The following is an 18043-nucleotide window of genomic DNA, read 5'->3' on the forward strand; positions in this document are numbered from 1 at the left end:
CCTGTACTGAATTAGCGTTTGTAGGTGGATTGGACGAAGGGGAGGGCGGCGACGGCGATTTCAAGCCGCTTGCCGCGCACTTCCGCATAAAGCTGGGTTCCGGTGGCCGAAAGTGCTGTGGGCACATAGCCCATCGCCACTGGGTTGCCGGCACTGGGGCCAAAGCCGCCTGAGGTGACGACGCCGACCGGCGTGCCGCCGGTGTCGCTTTCAAACAGTTCGACTCCGGCGCGCACCGGCGCCTTGCCGGCAGGCTGCAGGCCCACCCGCGTCCGTTCGGCGCCGGTCTCGAACTGGCCGAGAATGCGCTCGGCGCCGGGAAAGCCGCCTTCGCGCTCGCCGCCCTTGCGGCGCGCTTTCTGGATCGCCCATTTCAGATTGGCTTCGACCGGTGTGGTGGTTTCGTCGATGTCGTTGCCATAAAGGCAGAGCCCGGCCTCGAGCCGCAGCGAATCGCGGGCACCAAGCCCGATCGGTGCCACCCGCTCGTCGGAGAGCAGCAGCCGGGCAATGCGGTCGGTGTCATCGGCGTCGAGTGAAATCTCATAGCCGTCCTCGCCGCTATAGCCCGATCGCGAGACGATTGCCCGCGCGCCGGCAATGCTCAGCTCGCGCACATCCATGAAGCGCATGTCTTCGGCTTCGGGCGCATAGGCCGCAAGCGCGCTTTCGGCCTCGGGGCCTTGCAGTGCCATCAGCCCGCGGTCGAATTGGGCTTCGATCTCGCAAGAGTCCGACAGAGCGGCTTGAAGCCGGGCGAGGTCCTCATGTTTGCAGGCGGCATTGACCACCAAATAGAGATGATCGCCACGATTGGCGACCATGAAATCGTCGCTGAGGCCACCCGCTTCATTGGTGAAAAGCCCGTAGCGTTGCCGGCCCGGGGCCACTCCGGCCACGTCAACCGGCGTCACGCTCTCGAGCGCCAGCGCCGCATCGCGGATGTCGCCGCTCTTGGCACGGATCAGGATCTGCCCCATGTGCGATACGTCGAACAGCCCGGCCTCGGCGCGGGTGTGAAGATGTTCCTTCATTACCCCCATCGGGTACTGGACCGGCATGTCGTATCCGGCGAATGCCATCATACGCGCGCCAAGCTCAAGATGCAGGGAATGAAGCGGAGTTTTTAGAAGGTCTGCGCTGGTGTTCACACGCCAGTCTCCAACAGGGTGCCGGCAAATGCCGCGCACGGGCCAATCTTCAGGCGCTACGCGCCCTGAGAAAGCCCCCTCTGTCCTTTCGCCTGAGATTGTTATCCCTTCGGCGGGCGCTGTTTGGCGCCTCTCTCCAGAGTCCGTCCATGCCGTTGGTCCTTTTGCCTGAGAGTTTCCGGGGCGGTTGCTCCTTCGGCACCGGATTGCTCCGGATTCTCCCAACGGGACGCCATACCTATGCCGAATTGTCGCAGTCTGGCAAGATGAATTCGTTCAAGCCGCTCAATACCAACAATAAATAGTACCCGATACCAACCCCGATCAGGCCTGCTGCCGCATTCTGAGATCTCGAACCTGCGAGACCACCAGCGCCAGTATGAACAACCCGGTCAGCGTCAGCACCATCGTCGGCGCCGGTTCGCTGTTGATGTGATAGCTTGCAAAGATGCCGATCAGCGCACTCAGCGAGACCGAGCCGATGGCCACCGTGAGCATGCCCGCAAATGTTCGCGCAACCAGGAAGGCGATTGCGCCCGGCGCCACCAGCAGCGCGATCGACAGGATGATGCCGACGGATTTGAGGCTGGCGACAATCATCAGCGCGATCGCGGTCAGCAGCCCGTAGTGCAGCCAGCCGGTTTTCAGGCCGATGGCGCGCGCGTGCAGACCGTCAAAGGCCTGGGCGACCAGATCACGCCATTTGGCGATCAGGAAGCCGCCACACAACAACGCCAGAAACGCGGTCGTGCCGATGTCCGACCAGAGCACACCGAGCATGTCGCCAAACAGGATATGATCAAGATGCAGGCTCGAGCGGACGCTGACATGCAGCACCACGCCGAGGCCGAACATGCCCGAAAACACGATGCCCATCACCGTGTCTTCCTTCACCCGGCTGTTGGCGCTAAGCCAGCCGGTGGCAACTGCGCAAAACAGCCCGGCAACAAAGGCACCGACGGCCAGCGGCAGGCCGGCAATATAGGCGATGACGATGCCCGGCAGCACCGCGTGGCTCATGGCGTCGCCCATCAGCGACCAGCCCTTGAGCACCATCAGACTGCTCATGGCGGCCATTGGCAGTGCCACCAGAAAGGTGATCAGGAACGCCTTCTGCATGTAGGCAAAGCGAAACGGGTCGACGAAAAAGTCGATAAAATTCTCCATCATGCGGCTCCCACATCGGCGCCCGCGCCGCGCGCCTTGGCCCGCTGGGCCACCAGCCCGTGCCGTGGCGCGAACAGGAAGGCAAGCAGGAACACGCCGGTTTGCAGTATGATCACCACGCCGCCGGTGGCGCCGTCGAGAAAATAACTGAGATAGACGCCGACGAACGAGGTGATCGAGCCCATCGCCACGGCAATCAGGATCAGGATCGGAAATCGGTCGGTCAGAAGGTAGGCAGTGGCTCCTGGCGTCACCACCAGCGCGATCACCAGAAACGCACCAACGGTCTGCATCGCCGCCACGGTGGAGGCGGCCAACAGGGTGAAGAAGACGACCTTGAGTGCGGTGGCGCGGATGCCGATGGCGCGCGCATGGCTTTCGTCGAAAAACACCAGCATCAGATCTTTCCAGATCACGGTGAGCACGGTGAGCGTCACCACGCCGATGATCAGCAATTGCATTGTGTCTGAGGGTGTGATCGCCAGCACATTACCGAGCACGATGGTCTGCACATTGATAGGTGTCGGCGAGATCGACACCATGAACAGCCCTAGTGCAAAGAAGGAGACGAAGATCATACCGATGACCGCATCCTCGCGCAGCCGTGTCCGGGCGCGGATCAGCATCATTGCGGCTGCGGCCAGTCCGCCGGCCAGAAATGCCCCTGCGGCAAACGGCAGGCCGAGCATGTAGGCGCCGGCGACGCCGGGGACGATCGAGTGCGACAGCGCATCGCCGATCAGCGACCAGCCCTTGAGCATCAGGTAGCAGGACAGAAACGCGCAGATTGCGCCTGTCAGTGCCGACACCCACATGGCGTTGACCATGTAGTCATAGGAAAATGGTTCAGCGAGCCAGCTCATGCGCCACCCTCTTCTCGGGCTTTGCGTTCGGTTTCGCCGTAGATCACGAAGGGGCGCTCGTCGTCGGTGAGAACCGTAACCTGACGGCTGTCGTCATCATCATGCAGATCCTCGCCGCCCAGAACGAAGTGCCTGAGCACGCCGCCAAAGGCTTTCTGCAGATTGTCATGGGTGAACACCTTGGCAGTTGGCCCTTCAGCGAGAATGCGCTTGTTGATCAGCACCGCGCGGTCACAGAATTCGGGTACGCTGCCGAGGTTATGGGTGGAGACCAGCATCACCCGCCCTTCCGCGCGCATCTCTTTCAACAACTCGATGATCTGGGTTTCGGTGGTGACATCAACGCCGGTGAAAGGCTCGTCGAGCAGGATCACCTGGCCCTCCTGCGCCAGTGCCCGGGCCAAAAACACCCGCTTTTTCTGGCCGCCCGACAATTCGCCGATTTGGCGTTTGCGAAATGCCGACATGCCGACCCGCTCGAGTGCTTCGTCGACGGCGACGCGGTCCTCGGGCCGCGTCATGCGCAGAAAATTCATGTGCCCGTAGCGGCCCATCATCACCACGTCTTCGACCAGCACCGGAAACGACCAGTCGATTTCCTCGCTCTGCGGCACATAGGCCACCAGATTGCGGCTCAGCGCCTCGTTGACCGCGAGCCCCATGATGGAGATCTGACCGCTGGCGGTGGGCACGAACCCCATCAGTGCCTTGAACAGGGTGGATTTGCCGCTGCCGTTGATTCCGACCAGCGCCGTGATCGAGCCCTTCGGCACCGAAAAGGATGCGCCGTCGAGTGCCCGGTTGCCGTTGCGGTAGATCACCGATACGTCATTCACATCCAGTCCGGTGGTGTCCGCCGCCGCGGCCTGGATCGGTTTGCCAATATTCATGGTTGCGCCTTCAATCCCGCGATAATGGTTTCGGAGGTTACTCTGAGCAGATCGAGATAGGTCGGCACCGGTCCGTCGGGTTTCGACAGTGAATCGACATAGAGCACACCGCCATAGGCCGCGCCGGTTTCGCGCGCCACCTGTTGGGCCGATTTCGGCGAGACCGTGCTTTCGGAAAAGATCACCGGGATCTTTTCCGCGCGCATCAGGTCGATAATGCGCCTGACCTGTTGCGGTGAGCCCTGGCTGTCGGCGTTGATCGCCCAGATCGCCGCTTCCTTGAGGCCGAAATCCCTTGCCAGATAGGAAAATGCCGCTTCGCTGGTTACCAGCCAGCGGTGGTTTTCCGGCAACGCGTCGATCTCTGCCCGGATCGGGGCGAAGGTCGCCGCAATCTCTGCCTTGTAGCGTTCGGCGTTGGCGGCATAGTCGGCCGCATTGTCCGGATCGGTTTCCGACAGTGCGCGCACAATGTTGTCGACATAGATCTCGGCGTTGCCGGGCGACATCCAGGCATGGGGATTGAACCGGCCCTGATAGGCGCCTTCGCCTATCAGCATCGGCTCGACGCCATCGGAGAGAATGTAGGCTTTGACGTGGCCGAGGTTTTCCAGATAGCGCTCGAACCAGATTTCCAGATCAAGGCCGTTCCACAGCACCACATCGGCGCCAAGACCGCGCTTGATGTCGCCCGGTGTCGGCCGGAACATGTGGATGTCCGCGCCCTCACGGGTGATCGACACCACTTCGGCATGGTCTCCGGCCACATTGCGGGCCATGTCTGCGAAAACGGTAAAGGAGGTCAGCACCTTGATCTTTGCCAGTGACGGCGATGTGGCGCCAAGGCTCAGCGCCATGATTAGTCCCAGTACGGTCATAAAGTGCATGCGGGCTTCCTGCGAATGGTTTGCAACAACAATCTATGGGGATTTGATCTGTTGTCAATGCTTTTGCAAATCATTTGCAAGAAGGCATGATCGCGGTTGCGCTGCCGCGAGGTGGTTGCTGACTGCAAGTCTGGGCGAGAGGGTCAGGCGCCGCCCAGTTGGGCGTTCCGGTCGATCAGGTATTTGTCAAACAGCGGCAGGCTGGCGGCCCCCAGCGCGCGGGCCAGTGTGCCGACCGTTCCGGGCAGGATAGCTGGCATCTGCAGGCCACGTAGATCGTAATGACCGGTTTCCGTGCGTGTTGCCGCGACGATTTTCTCGCGGATCGGGACGGGCAGGCCGCCATCGATGATCACATGCTCGAAATCGATGATTGACGCCGCCGAGACAACTGCCTGCGCCAACCCGCGGGCGACGATGCCGATCCATTCTTCGGTCAGATCCTCAAACCCTTCCCAATGCTCGGGGCTGTGCCACAGCGCCGACGGATCCCGGCCTTCGGCCTGCAGCATTCGTTCAAGCAGCATGATCGAGGCGCGGTCGAGCAATTGCACCGGCTTGCCGTCGGGGCCGGCGACCGGAAGCGGGCCGAGGGCGCCGGCATTGCCGTGCCGGCCTGCATAGACACTGCCGTTGAGCACCACGCCACCGCCGACGAAGGTGCCGATATAGAGATAGAGATAATCGTGCAGGCCCTGGTGCCGGCCGAACACCAGCTCGGCAGCGCAGGCCGCGGTGGCGTCGTTCTGCAGATAGACCGGCAGATTGCAGACCGCGGCCAGTTCGGCTCTCAGGTCGCAACCGCGCCACAAATCCATTTCCGCCCGCGGCGCGCCGGCCTGCTCGGTCCAGTTCCACAATTCGAACGGGGTGGCGATGCCAAGTCCGGCGACCCTGACTCTGTGCTCCGCGGGCAGGTCGGTCAGCATCTCGTCGATTCCGTTGCGAACAAAATCGATGATCGATGGCGGTGTCGGCCATGGGTAGCTTTTGCGCAGCATTGCCTTGGTAGCGCCGAGAAAATCGATCAGAATGAGTTCGGCGCTGCGGCGTCCGACCTTGAGGCCGATGAAAAATGCCCCGTCGGGATTGATCGACAGCGGCACCGAGGGTTGCCCGACCTTGCCACGGATCGGTTCGCCCTTGACGATCAGGTCCTCCGCCTCCAGCTCGCGCATGATCACCGAACCGGTTTGCGCTGACAGCCCGGTCATGCGCGAGATGTCGGTCTTGGTAAGGCCGCCATGGGCATAGACGAGGCTGAGCACCAGGCGCTGATTGTAGGCGCGAAGGCCGCTCTGGTTTGATCCCTTCAAGGGCGACACGGTTGGCCTCGCGGTCTTCTCGCCGGCGTTATGGTCATGTGGCACCTGTATGTCTCCCCCCGGCATTCTACTGAAAAGCCCGATGTCCACTTGCAAAACAATGGGGCAAAGATCAAGCTCGGTCAATTAGTAAATAAGAATGATTTATTTATTGACAGAAACAACCAAACCATGATGTTTTAGAAATGACCCGGGATCGGGAGAGAGCGTTTTCTGGGTCACTGCGCATGCAGACTTATCTGCGAAGCAAATTCCGGGAGGATAGAATGAACACGATTTCCACACTCAAGACCGGGCTTCTGGCCGCCGCCGCTCTGGGCGTCATGGCTGCAGCCCCTGCTTATGCCGCCAGCCACAGCGTCGGCGCATGCCTGATTACCAAGACCGACACCAACCCGTTTTTCGTCAAGATGAAGGAAGGCGCCGAAGCCAAGGCAGCCGAACTCGGAATCACGCTGAAATCCTATGCCGGCAAGATTGACGGCGACCATGAAAGCCAGGTCGCCGCCATCGAAACCTGCATCGCCGACGGCGCCAAGGGCATTCTGATCACCGCGTCCGACACATCCTCGATCGTTAGTTCGGTCAAGCAGGCCCGCGATGCCGGTCTGCTGGTGATTGCTCTCGATACGCCGCTCGATCCGATTGACGCTGCTGATGCGACGTTTGCCACCGACAATTTTCTCGCCGGCGAACTGATCGGCAAATGGGCCGCCGCATCGCTCGGCGATGAAGCGGCCAACGCCAAGATTGGCATGCTTGACCTCGGCGTCAGTCAGCCAACCGTTGGCGTTCTGCGAGACCAGGGCTTCCTCACCGGCTTCGGTATCGACATCAAGGACGCCGCCAAGTGGGGTGACGAAGACGATGCACGCATTGTCGGCCATGATGTGACTGCCGGCAATGAAGAAGGCGGTCGCAAGGCCATGGAAAACCTGCTGGCATCCGATCCGATGATCAACGTCGTCTACACCATCAACGAACCCGCAGCAGCCGGTGCCTATGAAGCGCTCAAGGCCATCGGCCGCGCCGGCGATGTGCTGATCGTCTCCGTTGATGGCGGCTGCCCGGGTGTGGCCAACGTCAAGGATGGCGTCATCGGCGCCACCTCGCAGCAATATCCGCTGCTGATGGCCTCGCTCGGTATCGAGGCAATTGCCGCCTGGGCCAAGGACGGCACCAAGCCGGCGCTGACCGAAGGCAAGGACTTCTTCGACACCGGCGTAGCACTTGTCACCGACAAGCCGGTTGAGGGCGTCGAGTCGATCTCGGTCGCCGAAGGCATGGACAAGTGCTGGGGTTGATAACTTCTTCCTGCAAGTAAACAGTGGTGGGGCGGCATTCGGGCCGCCTCACTGCCAAAGGACGGCCCGGATCAGGCATCTGCCTGGTCGGGTGTCAAAGCGGACGGATACCGCGTGACGTTTGGGAGGAACCATGTCCAGTACGCAGGAATTCGAAAAGGCTGCGGCCGCGAGCCCGACGGCTGTCGCTGAATTTGCAGTGCACGACAAAAGCGCGATCAAGCGGATCCAGTATGCGTTGCACCAGACCCCCTCGGCGGTGCCGCTGATCGTATTGATCGGCTCTACCCTGGTTTTCGGCGCGCTGCTGGGTGAAAAGTTCTTCTCGCCCTTCGCACTTACCTTGATCCTGCAGCAGGTGCAGATTGTTGGCATTCTAGGCGTCGCCCAATCGCTGGTGATCCTGACCGCAGGTATCGACCTGTCGGTCGGCGCGATCATGGTGCTTTCTTCGGTGGTGATGGGGCTGTTCACCTTCCGCTATGGCCTGCCGGTGCCGATTGCCGTGCTTGCCGGCATCGCCTGCGGCGCCATTTGCGGCTACATCAACGGCTTTCTCGTTGCGGTGATGAAGCTGCCGCCGTTCATCGTTACGCTGGGCATGTGGCAGATCGTGCTGGCCACCAATTTCCTCTATTCCGCCAACGAGACCATCCGCGCCCAGGATATTGCCGATCAGGCGCCGTTGTTGCAGTTCTTTGGCAACAAGATCGCCATTGGTGGCGCTATCTTCACCTACGGTGTGATTTTCATGGTGCTGCTGGTACTGGTGATGGCCTATATGCTCAAGCAGACTGCATGGGGACGCCATGTCTATGCCGTCGGCGATGATCCTGAAGCCGCGGAATTGTCGGGCGTGCAGGTCAAGCGCACGCTGATCTCCGTCTATGTCCTGTCCGGACTGGTGTGCGCCTTTGCTGGCTGGGCCTTGATCGGTCGCATCGGCTCGGTCTCGCCGACGTCGGGACAATTGGGCAATATTGAATCGATCACCGCGGTGGTGATCGGCGGGATCTCGCTGTTTGGCGGGCGTGGGTCGATCATGGGCATGCTGTTCGGCGCGCTGATTGTCGGCGTGTTCTCGCTCGGTCTGCGCCTGATGGGCGCCGATGCGCAATGGACCTATTTGCTGATCGGCGTTCTCATCATCGCCGCCGTGACGGTGGACCAGTGGATCAGAAGGGTGTCAGTCTGATGGAACCTATTCTCAAGGGACGCAATCTCTACAAGCGCTATGGCCGCGTGGTGGCGCTCGACAATTGCGATTTCGATCTCCATCACGGCGAGATCCTGGCTGTGATCGGCGACAATGGTGCCGGCAAGTCAACGCTGATCAAGGCGATTTCGGGGGCGGTAACGCCCGATGAGGGCAAGATCTGGCTCGAAGGCAAGGAAATCCGCTTTCATTCGCCACTGGATGGGCGACATGCGGGGATCGAGACGGTCTACCAGACGCTGGCCATGTCGCCGGCGCTGTCGATCACCGACAACATCTTCATGGGCCGCGAATTGCGCAAGCCCGGCTTTCTGGGTTCGGTGATGCGGCAGCTCGACCACAAGGCGATGGACAAGTTTGCCCGCGACAAGCTCAACGAACTCGGGTTGATGACGATCCAGAACATCAATCAGGCAGTCGAGACCCTGTCGGGTGGCCAGCGTCAGGGCGTGGCGGTGGCGCGCGCCGCAGCCTTTGGCTCCAAAGTGATCATTCTCGATGAGCCGACGGCCGCACTCGGCGTCAAGGAAAGCCGGCGCGTGCTGGAATTGATCCTCGATGTGCGCGCACGCGGCATCCCGATCATCCTGATCTCGCACAACATGCCGCATGTTTTCGAAGTTGCCGACCGGATCCATATTCACCGGCTCGGCCAGCGGCTTTGCGTCATCAATCCCAAGGATTACACGATGTCCGATGCGGTGGCCTTCATGACCGGCGCCAAGGAACCGCCGCTAGAAGCGCAGGCGGCCTGAGACCGGATGGGGGGCGGTATAACGCGGAAATTATCGCCGACAGGGCGATTGCCGGGGCAGGGGAAGCGCAGCGTTTCATCATCGCCCTCGCCGGTCCGCCGGGAGTTGGCAAATCAACCTTGTCGGAAGCCCTTGCGGCGGAACTAAAGCGACGTGGCCACGGCGCAGCAATTGTTCCGATGGATGGCTTTCATCTCGACAATGCGGTGCTCGATAGCCGCGGCCAGCGAGCTCGCAAGGGGGCGCCTTTCACCTTCGATGCTGATGGCTATGCCGAATTGCTGCGACGGCTTAAAACCACGCCGCACAGCGAGATTGCCATTCCGGTCTTTGACCGGGAGCTTGATCTCGCCCGCGCCAGCGCCCGTATCATTGAACCGAGGCATCGGTTTCTGATTGCCGAGGGCAATTACCTTCTGCTGGACCAGGAGCCCTGGTTCAAGATGGCAGCGCTGTTCGATTTCCGTGTGCTGCTCAAGGCCGATCACACGGTGCTGCGGCAAAGGCTGATCGAGCGCTGGATCGTCCACGGCCTGAACGAAAGCCAGGCTATGGACCGGGCAATGTCCAATGACATTCCCAATGCCGAACTGGTCATCAACGCCTCCCGCGGGGCCGATCTGGAAATCCTCAACCAGGTATGAGGGCGGGCCCGCGGCGTTGACGCCGGGCCGCCCCTTCAGCGACCCCCACAACAAAAAGCCCCGGCGTTTTCACGCCGGGGCTCAATCAGATCAGGTTGTCAAAAACCCTAGTCGAGCTGCTCGTACTTGCCGTCGTGCCACTTGTAGAACACGTAGCCCGGCAGCGAAACGTCGCCCTTGTCGTCGAAGGCCAGGTCGCCGAGCACGGTCTTGAAGTCACCAGCGTTGAGTGCTTCGCGAACCGCATCATAGTCGGTCGAACCGGCTGCCGAGACGGCCTGTGCATAGGCCTGGATGGCCGCATAGGTGTACATCACGTAGCCTTCGGTGGTCTTGCCGGCATCCTGAAGTGCCTTCACGACATCCGCAGCATTCGGGTTCTTGGTCGGATCCGGGGAGAAGGTCATCAGCGTACCTTCGCCGGCGTCACCGGTAATTGCCCAATACTCGTCGGTCACCAGGGCATCGCCCGAGATCAGGACGGTATCCATGCCTTGTTCGCGCATCTGACGCACCATCAAGCCGGCTTCGGTGTGGTAGCCGCCGACATAAAGAACGTCGATGCCTTCCTGCTTCATCTTCGACACGAGTGCCGTGTAGTCCTTTTCACCAGCGGTGTAGGCTTCGTACATCGCTGCGGTGCCGCCACCGGCTTCAAAAGAACCCTTGGTGGCGTCTGCAAGACCCTTGCCATAGGCGGTCTTGTCGTGAACGAAGGCGATCTTCTTGCCGGCAAAGTTCTTCAGCAGGTAGGCTGCTGCAGTTTCGCCCTGCTGGTCATCACGGCCGCAAACGCGGTAGATGCCGCCATCGGCGCCGCCCGGACGCTCGTCGGTGAATGTCGGGTTGGTCGAAGCTGGCGAAATCTGGATGATGCCTTCATCCGAATACACTGCCGACGCCGGGATCGAAGAACCTGAGCAGAAGTGACCTGCCACGAAGGACACGCCGTTACCTGCGAACTGGTTGGCAACTGCAACTGCCTGCTTCGGATCGCAAGCGTCATCGCCGATTTCCAGCTTCAGCATTTCCCCATTGACGCCACCGGCGGCGTTGATATCGGCCACAGCCTGTTCGGCGCCGATCTTCATCTGCTCACCAAACGATGCGTATTGGCCAGTCATCGGACCAGCGGTCGCAATGACGATATCGGCCGAAGCCGAAGACATTGCGAAGCCAAGAGCGGCTCCTGCCAAAAGTATCTTCTTCATGTCATCTCCCAGTAACACCTGTTCGTTTCCTTTCCCTGGCACCGCAGGTGTACATACGGTTCGGCGCCGGGGTGGGGGGCATTATGCCCCGTGTGCAACCATCTAAGCCGATATTTCAAAAGAAATATAGTGCTTTTTCAATGGTGGTTCGCGACGTTTCGCTATGCGGTTAATTGCCCTTCCGGCGCCAGCCGAACGGGCCTGCCCGGTCGAATGCGAAACTGTACTGCTGCGCAATCTGGCCGGCGCGGGTAAAGCGCATGCCGAGAAACGCGAAGATCATGATGACGATGAAATCCACCACGTAATAGTAGGGCGACAGCAAGGTGCCACTGAACAATGCGAAGTGAATGAAGCGCACTGCCAAGCCCAGGATAATCATGTATCCGACGAGCTGAAGCGGCGTTCTCCAGGTTGACGCTACCGCGCGCCCGGTCAGCCAGGCGGTGCCGCCGCCCAGGATCATCGTCACGAAGATGAATTCGCTGATCGAGACTTCCCACAAGAAATTATTGGCCATGACCTGTTCCTCGATCAATGTGCGCCCCCTTCAAGATAGGCGGCGCGAACCTCATCGCGCTTGAGCAATTCGTCGCCGGTTCCCGACAGCGTGATGTTGCCATTGACCATCACATAACCGCGGTGCGCGAGCTTGAGAGCGTGGAACGCATTCTGTTCAACCAGAAACACGGTCAGCCCTTCATTGCTGTTGAGTTCCTTGATGATCTCGAAGATCTGCTTGACGATCAACGGCGCCAGGCCGAGCGAGGGCTCGTCCAGCAAAAGCAGCTTCGGTCGGCTCATTAGCGCGCGGGCCATGGCCAGCATCTGTTGTTCGCCGCCAGACAGTGTGCCGCCGCGCTGGCTTGCACGCTCCTTGAGCCGTGGAAACAAATCGAACATCCGTTTCAGATCTTCGTCGAAATATTCGTCGGAAACCAGTTGCGCGCCCATCTGGAGATTTTCCAGCACGGTCATGTGGCCGAAGATTCTGCGGCCTTCCGGCGATTGGGCGATGCCCATCCGGATGATCTCGTGTGTCGGCTTGCGGGTGATATCCTGGCCGTCGAAGATGATCTCGCCGGTGCGCGCCTGAGGGCTGCCGCAGACAGTCATCATCAGCGTCGACTTTCCGGCGCCATTTGCGCCGATCAGGGTAACGATCTCACCCTTGTAGACATCGACGTCAACGCCGCGAAGCGCAACGATTTTGCCGTAGTAGGTCTCCACCCCGCGGATGGTCAGAAGCTTTTCGCCGCCGCTCATGCCTTGCCTCCCTTACCGTTCTCCGACGGTTTCTTGCCTGCTTTTGCCGCGATTTCCGGCAGATCGGCGGCGATCTCCTCGATTGTTGCGACTTCATCTTCGTCAACCCCGAGATAGGCGGAAATCACCCGCGGGTCGTTCTTGACGTGTTCGGCGTTGCCATCCGAGATTTTCTCACCGTAATCGAGCACCACGATATGATCCGATATTTCCATGACCACGCCCATGTCGTGCTCGATCAAGAGGATCGAGGTGCCGTGATCGCGGCGGATATATTGAAGCAGATCGTTGAGTTCGGTCGACTCCCGCGGGTTGAGCCCGGCCGCCGGTTCGTCAAGGCACAGAAGATGCGGCCGCGTGCACATGGCGCGGGCGATTTCGAGCCGTCGTTGTGCCCCGTAAGGCAGGTCCGCCGCCGGGTCGTCAGCACGGTCGATGAGGCCGGTCTTTTCCAGCCAGTAAGCGGCGAAATCGATCGCCTCGCCACGTGCCTTGCGGAAACCGGGCAGGTTGAAGATGCCGCCAATGGTCATCGATGAGGCAATCATCAGCGGATTGTGCTGGGCCACCAGCAGGTTTTCCAGCGCTGTCATGCCGCCGAACAGGCGAATGTTCTGGAACGTGCGGGCAACCTTGGCGCGCTTGGTGATTTCGAAATCGGGCATCCGCTCGAGCAGGAACACGCCGGATTTTTCGCGTGAATCGAATTGCCGGCCGGTGCGGGTCAGCGCGTCGACCTTGTCTTGCTGCAGGCCTTCGCCATGGCGCATGACAATGCGCCCTTCGGTCGGCTTGTAAAATCCCGTTACGCAGTTGAACACGGTGGTCTTGCCGGCGCCATTAGGTCCGATCAGCGCGGTGATATCGCCGCGACCGACATTGAAGCTTAGATCGTTGATGGCGACCAGACCGCCAAAGCGCATGGTCAGATGTTCGACAGAGAGCACCACATTGGTGTCCCAATTTTTTTCGGATGCAGTTTTCATTGCGGTTTCCATCAGTGGCCCTCACCTTGAGCGACCATGTCGGAGCCGATCTTCTTGCGCTTTTTGAAGACCGCGGAAGGATTTCGATTGGAGATGATGCCGCGCGGTTTCCAAACCATGATCAGCACCATGGCCAGGCCGAAAATCAGCATGCGGTACTGGGTGGGTTCGAAATCGGGTCCGAAGATTTCCTTGAGGAAGTTGAGGTTTCTCAGCAGCTCAATGCCACCAATCATCACCACCGATGCGATCACGACGCCGATCTGCGAGCCCATGCCGCCCAGCACCACAATCGCCAGGATGATCGCCGATTCAAGGAAGGTGAAGCTTTCCGGCGAGATGAACCCCTGCCGGGTAGCGAAGAACGATCCGGCAAAACCGCCAAACATCGCGCCGATGGCAAACGCAGTCAGCTTGGTGTTGGTGGTGTTGATGCCAAGTGACCGACAGGCGATTTCATCCTCGCGCAGCGCTTCCCAGGCGCGCCCGACCGGCAGCTTGCGCAGCCGCAGTGTCACGAAGTTGGTGATCAGTGCCAGAAGCAGGATGATATAATAGAGATAGATGAAACGGTGGATCGAATCGTAGTCGAGGCCGAAGAAGTCTGCGAAACCGCCTTTGCGGCTGAATTCCAGACCGAAAAACGACGGCTTTGGAATACCGGAGATGCCGTTCGGGCCGCCGGTGAACTGGTACCAGTTGAGCAGCACGATGCGGATGATCTCCCCGAAGGCGAGTGTCACGATGGCGAGGTAATCGCCGCGCAACCTGAGCACAGGAAATCCGAGAATAACCCCCCATGTTGCGGCCAGCAAACCGGCCAGCGGTAGCGCCGTCCAGAAGCCGATGCTGAAATACTGGGCCAGCAAAGCGAACGAGTAGGCGCCCACAGCGTAGAAAGCGACGTAACCAAGGTCGAGAAGCCCGGCGAGCCCGACGACAATGTTCAGCCCCCAGCCAAGCATGACGTAGGTCATGATCAGAATCGCCAGGTCGATGAACTGCCGGTCGCGGTTGGGGAAGAGCAACATGACGATGAACGGCAGGCCCATCGCCACCACCAGCAGCACCGGTCCGAGGACGCGGCCGACACCGCTCAGGGTACGCTCCGGAATGCTGAAATTCAGGTGTTGGGTAATCGGATTGCGGGTCTTGAACAGGAGCAGGTTCAACACCAACCGCACGACAAAGACGATGCCGGTGGCGCTAAACCACAACCCCCACCGGTAGGTCAGGTCGAGACCACCGGTGACGATGTCGGTTCGCAGCGCGAAGAAGAAAAATCCGAGGATGGCGGCAAGGATGGCCGCAATGACGGCATCCTTGACGGAGTCAGCCAGAAGGCTGGGATTCTGTGGAATGGCGGACATTAGACCTTCTCGACTTCGGGTTTGCCAAGCAAGCCGGACGGCATGAAGATGAGAACGATCACCAGGATGGAGAAGGCGGCGACGTCCTTGTACTCAACCGTGAAGTAGCCTGACCAGAACACCTCGATCAGACCGATCAGCAAACCGCCGAGCATTGCGCCGGGCAGGGAGCCGATACCGCCGAGAACGGCGGCGGTGAAGGCTTTCACGCCAGCCAGGAAGCCGATGTAGAAATCGACCACGCCGTAAAGCAGCAGGAACATGAAGCCAGCGACCGCAGCAAGTGCAGCCCCCATCACGAAAGTCAGTGAGATGGTACGGTCAACGTTGACGCCGAGCAGCGCGGCCATTTTCTGATCCTGTTCGCAGGCCCGCTGCGAGCGGCCCAGCGGGGTTTTTGAAATCAGCAGCGAAAACCCGATCATCAGCGCCAGTGTGGTGAAGATGATGATCATCTGCATATAGGACAGTTGCACGGCGATGGTGCCGTTGTCGGTCACGCCTTCCATCAACGTGATGCCACCCTGGATCTGGGGCGGCAGCGGCTTGACGCGCGCGCCCTGGGTGATCTGCACGAAATTCTGCAGCACGATCGACATGCCGATGGCGGTGATCAGCGGCGCCAGCCGAAACGATCCGCGCAACGGCCTGTAGGCCATTCGCTCCACCGCCCAGCCCCATGCCGAGGTGAACACCATGGCGACGATCAGTGTGATAATGAGGATCAGCGGCAGCGCCGAAATCCCGATCGCGACCAGCGCAAGAAATGTCGCCAGGGCGATGAATGAACCCACCATGAAGATATCGCCATGGGCGAAATTGATCATGCCGATGATGCCATAGACCATGGTGTAGCCGATGGCGATGAGCCCGTAGATCGAACCCAGAGTCAGCCCGTTAATGAGCTGTTGCAGAAAATATTCCATGAGGCAGCTGTCCCCGTCTTATTGCTTTTGCTTTGGGAGGCGCTTTGGTTGCACCCTCTTCCCCTTGCAGCCTGTATAGCCTTTTTTCGAAGGCCGTGAACACCAAAAACTCGTTTTGCACCGCCGTCAATCATTAAACCGATTGAAAGTTGTAAACTCTTGATTGGGTTCCCCAAAATTGTTCGATATGCGGCTGCACCTTCCGTGGCGGAAGGAGCTCCGCCGGCAAAAGGCAAGTCCGGGTGATCTGGTTTGCGGCCCTCACTCTCACGCGGTGCGGCGGAGAAATCCATCCGGTGCGACTGTGATCTGGAGTTTCTGGTCGATTCTGCTTGTCTATGACGAAATCGGCGCGGTTTTTGATAAAGGCGTGGACAGCGGTTTTGGGGCTGTTGCCCGGTCCCCAGGGACGGTTGGCCGACAGCTCCGCCGGCATATCCTCGACAAGGGTGTCGAATACAATGCAGTAACTGCCCGGCGAAACCAGCGGCGCGTAGGCTTCCAGTTCGGCCAGCACGTGATCATGGCTATGGTTGGAATCGAGACAAACGAGGATGCGCTTGTAGCCCGAAGCGATCTGCCTGACCTTGGCCACGGTTTCTACGGCAATGCTCGAACCTTCGATCATCTCGATGCGTGGTGCCATCGGATGCGCTTCGATTGCCTGGCGGTTGTGGGTGCGGATATCGATATCGATGCCCAGTACCTTGCGCGCGGGCTTGCGTGGATCGAGTGTTTCACCTCGTTCGGTGGCGTCGCACATTTCCAGCAACGCGAGCAACGAGGCTGAATAGATCAGCGAGCCGCCGTGGGCTATCCCGGTTTCGATGATCAGGTCCGGGCGTATCGCCCAGACCAGTTCCTGCAGGGCCCAGGTGTCATTGGGAAACTGGATTGCCGGGCGGCCGAGCCAGGAGAAATTATAGCAATATTTGTGATGCGCGCTCTCTCTAAGCCAGGTCCTGGACAGAGTCTGCAGATCGGTGTCAGCCACCAGACCATCAATATTCTTCTCCACCTCAGTGCGGAATTCTTCATGAGGATCCATGTATAAAGTCCTTCCAGTCTCGTGTCTGTGATCCGATCACGCCCAGCCCATCTTGACCGCAGTTGGCCACCAGATCGAGCGCCGTCACAAAGGGGGTGAACGTCCCGTGCAATTGTCGGTAGTGTGCACATTTGTAATCCATGTAGGACACCGATACGCCTGCCGCCTCGAACAGTTCGTGGTCGAGGTAGTTTCTGGCCCCATGGCCGGTAATATAGTCGGTACCGCCGACCGCCTTGACCAGCGCCAGCACCCGCTCGCTTCCCGCACCGGCAATGCCGAAATCGGAGGCACTGGCAAACCGTGTGTCCGCATCAAGGCCAAAATAGCGACTCAGTGCCAGCATGCTGGTCCGCGATAGCGCGGCAACGGTTTCATGATTGCCATCAATCACGCCGCGCGCCAGGTCGAGCGCCTCGCCGGCAAATGCCGTGCCGTCGAGGGAACTTGATAACATGTCGAGATGGCGATCACGCCAGCGCGGCAACGGCTGCAGTTGTACTTCCTCAATGGTTTGGCCGAGCCGATGATCGCTGAGTGGGACCGTCATCCAGGTCATACCGCTGGGCGTCTTGACCTGAACCCGGTTGGAAAAACTTCCCTTGGAAAACTGCACGTCATCATAATGGATGAAAACATCAGCAAGCCGGATCTGCTCAAGCATCCCGACCCAGGGAAAATACATCGACTGGCTGATGACGACCCTCATGGTGTGAAATGCTCCTTTTTGCGTGTCACCACCAAACCGGCAAGCCATTGCTCAGACGGAGCAGTCCTCTTTAAGCGGTCCAAAATCGGGAAGCACTTCAATTCAGGAGATCTCTTATGGAAACGATATTCTTTGCATCCACGCCTCTGACAATGAGTGATTTCCTGATTTCATCAAAGAAAGTCATTGAGCCAACGAAAAAATGGGCGCCTTGATTCCTCGGCACTGCATCGAGAGATGCAATTGCCAATCCATAGCCATCTATAAATTTGTCTGTCCATGAGGTGTTGGAATCGAATACTGGCGTACGGCCAAAATCCCCAAC

The 18043-nt window shown here is 59.6% G+C and carries 17 protein-coding genes, 1 pseudogene and 1 riboswitch; of the genes and pseudogenes, 4 read left to right on the plus strand and 14 right to left on the minus strand.

Features of this window, described 5'->3' with window-relative positions; all coding sequences use genetic code 11:
- Positions 1 to 11: 11 nt before the first annotated feature.
- The 6 genes from gcvT to OEG84_RS20490 all read right to left on the minus strand — a co-directional run bounded on the left by gcvT (position 12) and on the right by OEG84_RS20490 (position 6328).
- Positions 12 to 1151 (minus strand): glycine cleavage system aminomethyltransferase GcvT, encoded by a 1140-nt coding sequence (gene gcvT, locus OEG84_RS20465; RefSeq protein ID WP_267655449.1) that lies wholly within the window; start codon positions 1149 to 1151, stop codon positions 12 to 14.
- A 146-nt stretch (positions 1152 to 1297) separates the two neighbouring features.
- Positions 1298 to 1385, minus strand: a riboswitch (glycine riboswitch).
- Positions 1386 to 1475: 90 nt separating this feature from the next.
- A complete protein-coding gene (locus OEG84_RS20470; RefSeq protein ID WP_267656269.1) occupies positions 1476 to 2318 on the minus strand; it encodes a metal ABC transporter permease in 843 nt (280 codons plus the stop codon).
- Entirely contained in the window at positions 2318 to 3181 is an 864-nt protein-coding gene (locus OEG84_RS20475; RefSeq protein ID WP_267655450.1) for a metal ABC transporter permease, read from the minus strand. The genes OEG84_RS20470 and OEG84_RS20475 overlap by 1 nt, the downstream gene beginning before the upstream one ends.
- Positions 3178 to 4071 (minus strand): manganese/iron ABC transporter ATP-binding protein, encoded by an 894-nt coding sequence (locus OEG84_RS20480; RefSeq protein WP_267655451.1) that lies wholly within the window; start codon positions 4069 to 4071, stop codon positions 3178 to 3180. Before OEG84_RS20480 ends, OEG84_RS20475 begins: the two co-directional genes overlap by 4 nt.
- The gene (locus tag OEG84_RS20485; protein ID WP_267656270.1) at positions 4068 to 4949 is read right to left on the minus strand and encodes a metal ABC transporter substrate-binding protein; all 882 of its coding nucleotides are present in this window, start codon (positions 4947 to 4949) and stop codon (positions 4068 to 4070) included. Before OEG84_RS20485 ends, OEG84_RS20480 begins: the two co-directional genes overlap by 4 nt.
- A gap of 152 nt (positions 4950 to 5101) precedes the next feature.
- The gene (locus OEG84_RS20490; protein WP_267655452.1) at positions 5102 to 6328 is read right to left on the minus strand and encodes an ROK family transcriptional regulator; all 1227 of its coding nucleotides are present in this window, start codon (positions 6326 to 6328) and stop codon (positions 5102 to 5104) included.
- A 221-nt stretch (positions 6329 to 6549) separates the two neighbouring features.
- Here OEG84_RS20490 and OEG84_RS20495 point away from each other — a divergent pair, with 221 nt between their 5' ends.
- The 4 genes from OEG84_RS20495 (at position 6550) to OEG84_RS20510 (ending at position 10202) form a co-directional block, all read left to right on the plus strand.
- A complete protein-coding gene (locus OEG84_RS20495) occupies positions 6550 to 7587 on the plus strand; it encodes a sugar ABC transporter substrate-binding protein (RefSeq protein WP_267655453.1) in 1038 nt (345 codons plus the stop codon).
- Positions 7588 to 7720: 133 nt separating this feature from the next.
- Positions 7721 to 8782 carry an ABC transporter permease gene (locus OEG84_RS20500; RefSeq protein WP_267655454.1) on the plus strand — a complete coding sequence of 354 codons (1062 nt, stop codon included), beginning with the start codon at positions 7721 to 7723 and terminating at the stop codon, positions 8780 to 8782.
- Complete coding sequence (locus tag OEG84_RS20505; protein WP_267655455.1) at positions 8782 to 9558, plus strand: ATP-binding cassette domain-containing protein; 777 nt, start codon at positions 8782 to 8784, stop codon at positions 9556 to 9558. Before OEG84_RS20500 ends, OEG84_RS20505 begins: the two co-directional genes overlap by 1 nt.
- 32 nt (positions 9559 to 9590) lie before the next feature.
- The gene (locus tag OEG84_RS20510) at positions 9591 to 10202 is read left to right on the plus strand and encodes a nucleoside triphosphate hydrolase (RefSeq protein WP_267656271.1); all 612 of its coding nucleotides are present in this window, start codon (positions 9591 to 9593) and stop codon (positions 10200 to 10202) included.
- A 107-nt stretch (positions 10203 to 10309) separates the two neighbouring features.
- On the opposite strand, the gene OEG84_RS20515 is transcribed toward OEG84_RS20510, so the two are convergent.
- From OEG84_RS20515 to OEG84_RS20550, 8 genes and pseudogenes are all read right to left on the minus strand, one after another.
- Positions 10310 to 11413, minus strand: a complete 1104-nt coding sequence (locus tag OEG84_RS20515; protein WP_267655456.1) for a branched-chain amino acid ABC transporter substrate-binding protein — start codon at positions 11411 to 11413, stop codon at positions 10310 to 10312.
- 169 nt (positions 11414 to 11582) lie between these two features.
- A complete protein-coding gene (locus OEG84_RS20520) occupies positions 11583 to 11933 on the minus strand; it encodes a DUF6867 family protein (protein ID WP_267655457.1) in 351 nt (116 codons plus the stop codon).
- A gap of 14 nt (positions 11934 to 11947) precedes the next feature.
- Positions 11948 to 12679 (minus strand): ABC transporter ATP-binding protein, encoded by a 732-nt coding sequence (locus tag OEG84_RS20525; RefSeq protein ID WP_267655458.1) that lies wholly within the window; start codon positions 12677 to 12679, stop codon positions 11948 to 11950.
- Positions 12676 to 13665 (minus strand): ABC transporter ATP-binding protein, encoded by a 990-nt coding sequence (locus OEG84_RS20530; protein ID WP_267655459.1) that lies wholly within the window; start codon positions 13663 to 13665, stop codon positions 12676 to 12678. Before OEG84_RS20530 ends, OEG84_RS20525 begins: the two co-directional genes overlap by 4 nt.
- 11 nt (positions 13666 to 13676) lie before the next feature.
- Entirely contained in the window at positions 13677 to 15035 is a 1359-nt protein-coding gene (gene livM, locus OEG84_RS20535) for a high-affinity branched-chain amino acid ABC transporter permease LivM (protein WP_267655460.1), read from the minus strand.
- Complete coding sequence (locus OEG84_RS20540) at positions 15035 to 15961, minus strand: ABC transporter permease subunit (protein ID WP_267655461.1); 927 nt, start codon at positions 15959 to 15961, stop codon at positions 15035 to 15037. Before OEG84_RS20540 ends, livM begins: the two co-directional genes overlap by 1 nt.
- 267 nt (positions 15962 to 16228) lie before the next feature.
- Positions 16229 to 17009: pseudogene (locus OEG84_RS20545) on the minus strand (cephalosporin hydroxylase family protein).
- Positions 16996 to 17718, minus strand: a complete 723-nt coding sequence (locus OEG84_RS20550) for a WbqC family protein (protein WP_267655462.1) — start codon at positions 17716 to 17718, stop codon at positions 16996 to 16998. Before OEG84_RS20550 ends, OEG84_RS20545 begins: the two are co-directional and overlap by 14 nt.
- Positions 17719 to 18043 lie beyond the last annotated feature (325 nt).

Origin of the sequence: Hoeflea algicola, assembly GCF_026619415.1 — a bacterium.
In the GTDB taxonomy this organism is placed as follows: domain Bacteria; phylum Pseudomonadota; class Alphaproteobacteria; order Rhizobiales; family Rhizobiaceae; genus Hoeflea; species Hoeflea algicola.

Bases quoted from the DNA above. Each gene is read 5' to 3' on its own strand.
- OEG84_RS20470 (WP_267656269.1), bottom strand. From the start codon at position 2,318: ATGGAGAATTTTATCGACTTTTTCGTCGACCCGTTTCGCTTTGCCTAC.
- OEG84_RS20475 (WP_267655450.1), bottom strand. From the start codon at position 3,181: ATGAGCTGGCTCGCTGAACCATTTTCCTATGACTACATGGTCAACGCC.
- OEG84_RS20480 (WP_267655451.1), bottom strand. From the start codon at position 4,071: ATGAATATTGGCAAACCGATCCAGGCCGCGGCGGCGGACACCACCGGA.
- OEG84_RS20485 (WP_267656270.1), bottom strand. From the start codon at position 4,949: ATGACCGTACTGGGACTAATCATGGCGCTGAGCCTTGGCGCCACATCG.
- OEG84_RS20495 (WP_267655453.1), top strand. From the start codon at position 6,550: ATGAACACGATTTCCACACTCAAGACCGGGCTTCTGGCCGCCGCCGCT.
- OEG84_RS20500 (WP_267655454.1), top strand. From the start codon at position 7,721: ATGTCCAGTACGCAGGAATTCGAAAAGGCTGCGGCCGCGAGCCCGACG.
- OEG84_RS20505 (WP_267655455.1), top strand. From the start codon at position 8,782: ATGGAACCTATTCTCAAGGGACGCAATCTCTACAAGCGCTATGGCCGC.
- OEG84_RS20515 (WP_267655456.1), bottom strand. From the start codon at position 11,413: ATGAAGAAGATACTTTTGGCAGGAGCCGCTCTTGGCTTCGCAATGTCT.
- OEG84_RS20520 (WP_267655457.1), bottom strand. From the start codon at position 11,933: ATGGCCAATAATTTCTTGTGGGAAGTCTCGATCAGCGAATTCATCTTC.
- OEG84_RS20525 (WP_267655458.1), bottom strand. From the start codon at position 12,679: ATGAGCGGCGGCGAAAAGCTTCTGACCATCCGCGGGGTGGAGACCTAC.
- OEG84_RS20530 (WP_267655459.1), bottom strand. From the start codon at position 13,665: ATGAAAACTGCATCCGAAAAAAATTGGGACACCAATGTGGTGCTCTCT.
- livM (WP_267655460.1), bottom strand. From the start codon at position 15,035: ATGTCCGCCATTCCACAGAATCCCAGCCTTCTGGCTGACTCCGTCAAG.
- OEG84_RS20540 (WP_267655461.1), bottom strand. From the start codon at position 15,961: ATGGAATATTTTCTGCAACAGCTCATTAACGGGCTGACTCTGGGTTCG.
- OEG84_RS20550 (WP_267655462.1), bottom strand. From the start codon at position 17,718: ATGAGGGTCGTCATCAGCCAGTCGATGTATTTTCCCTGGGTCGGGATG.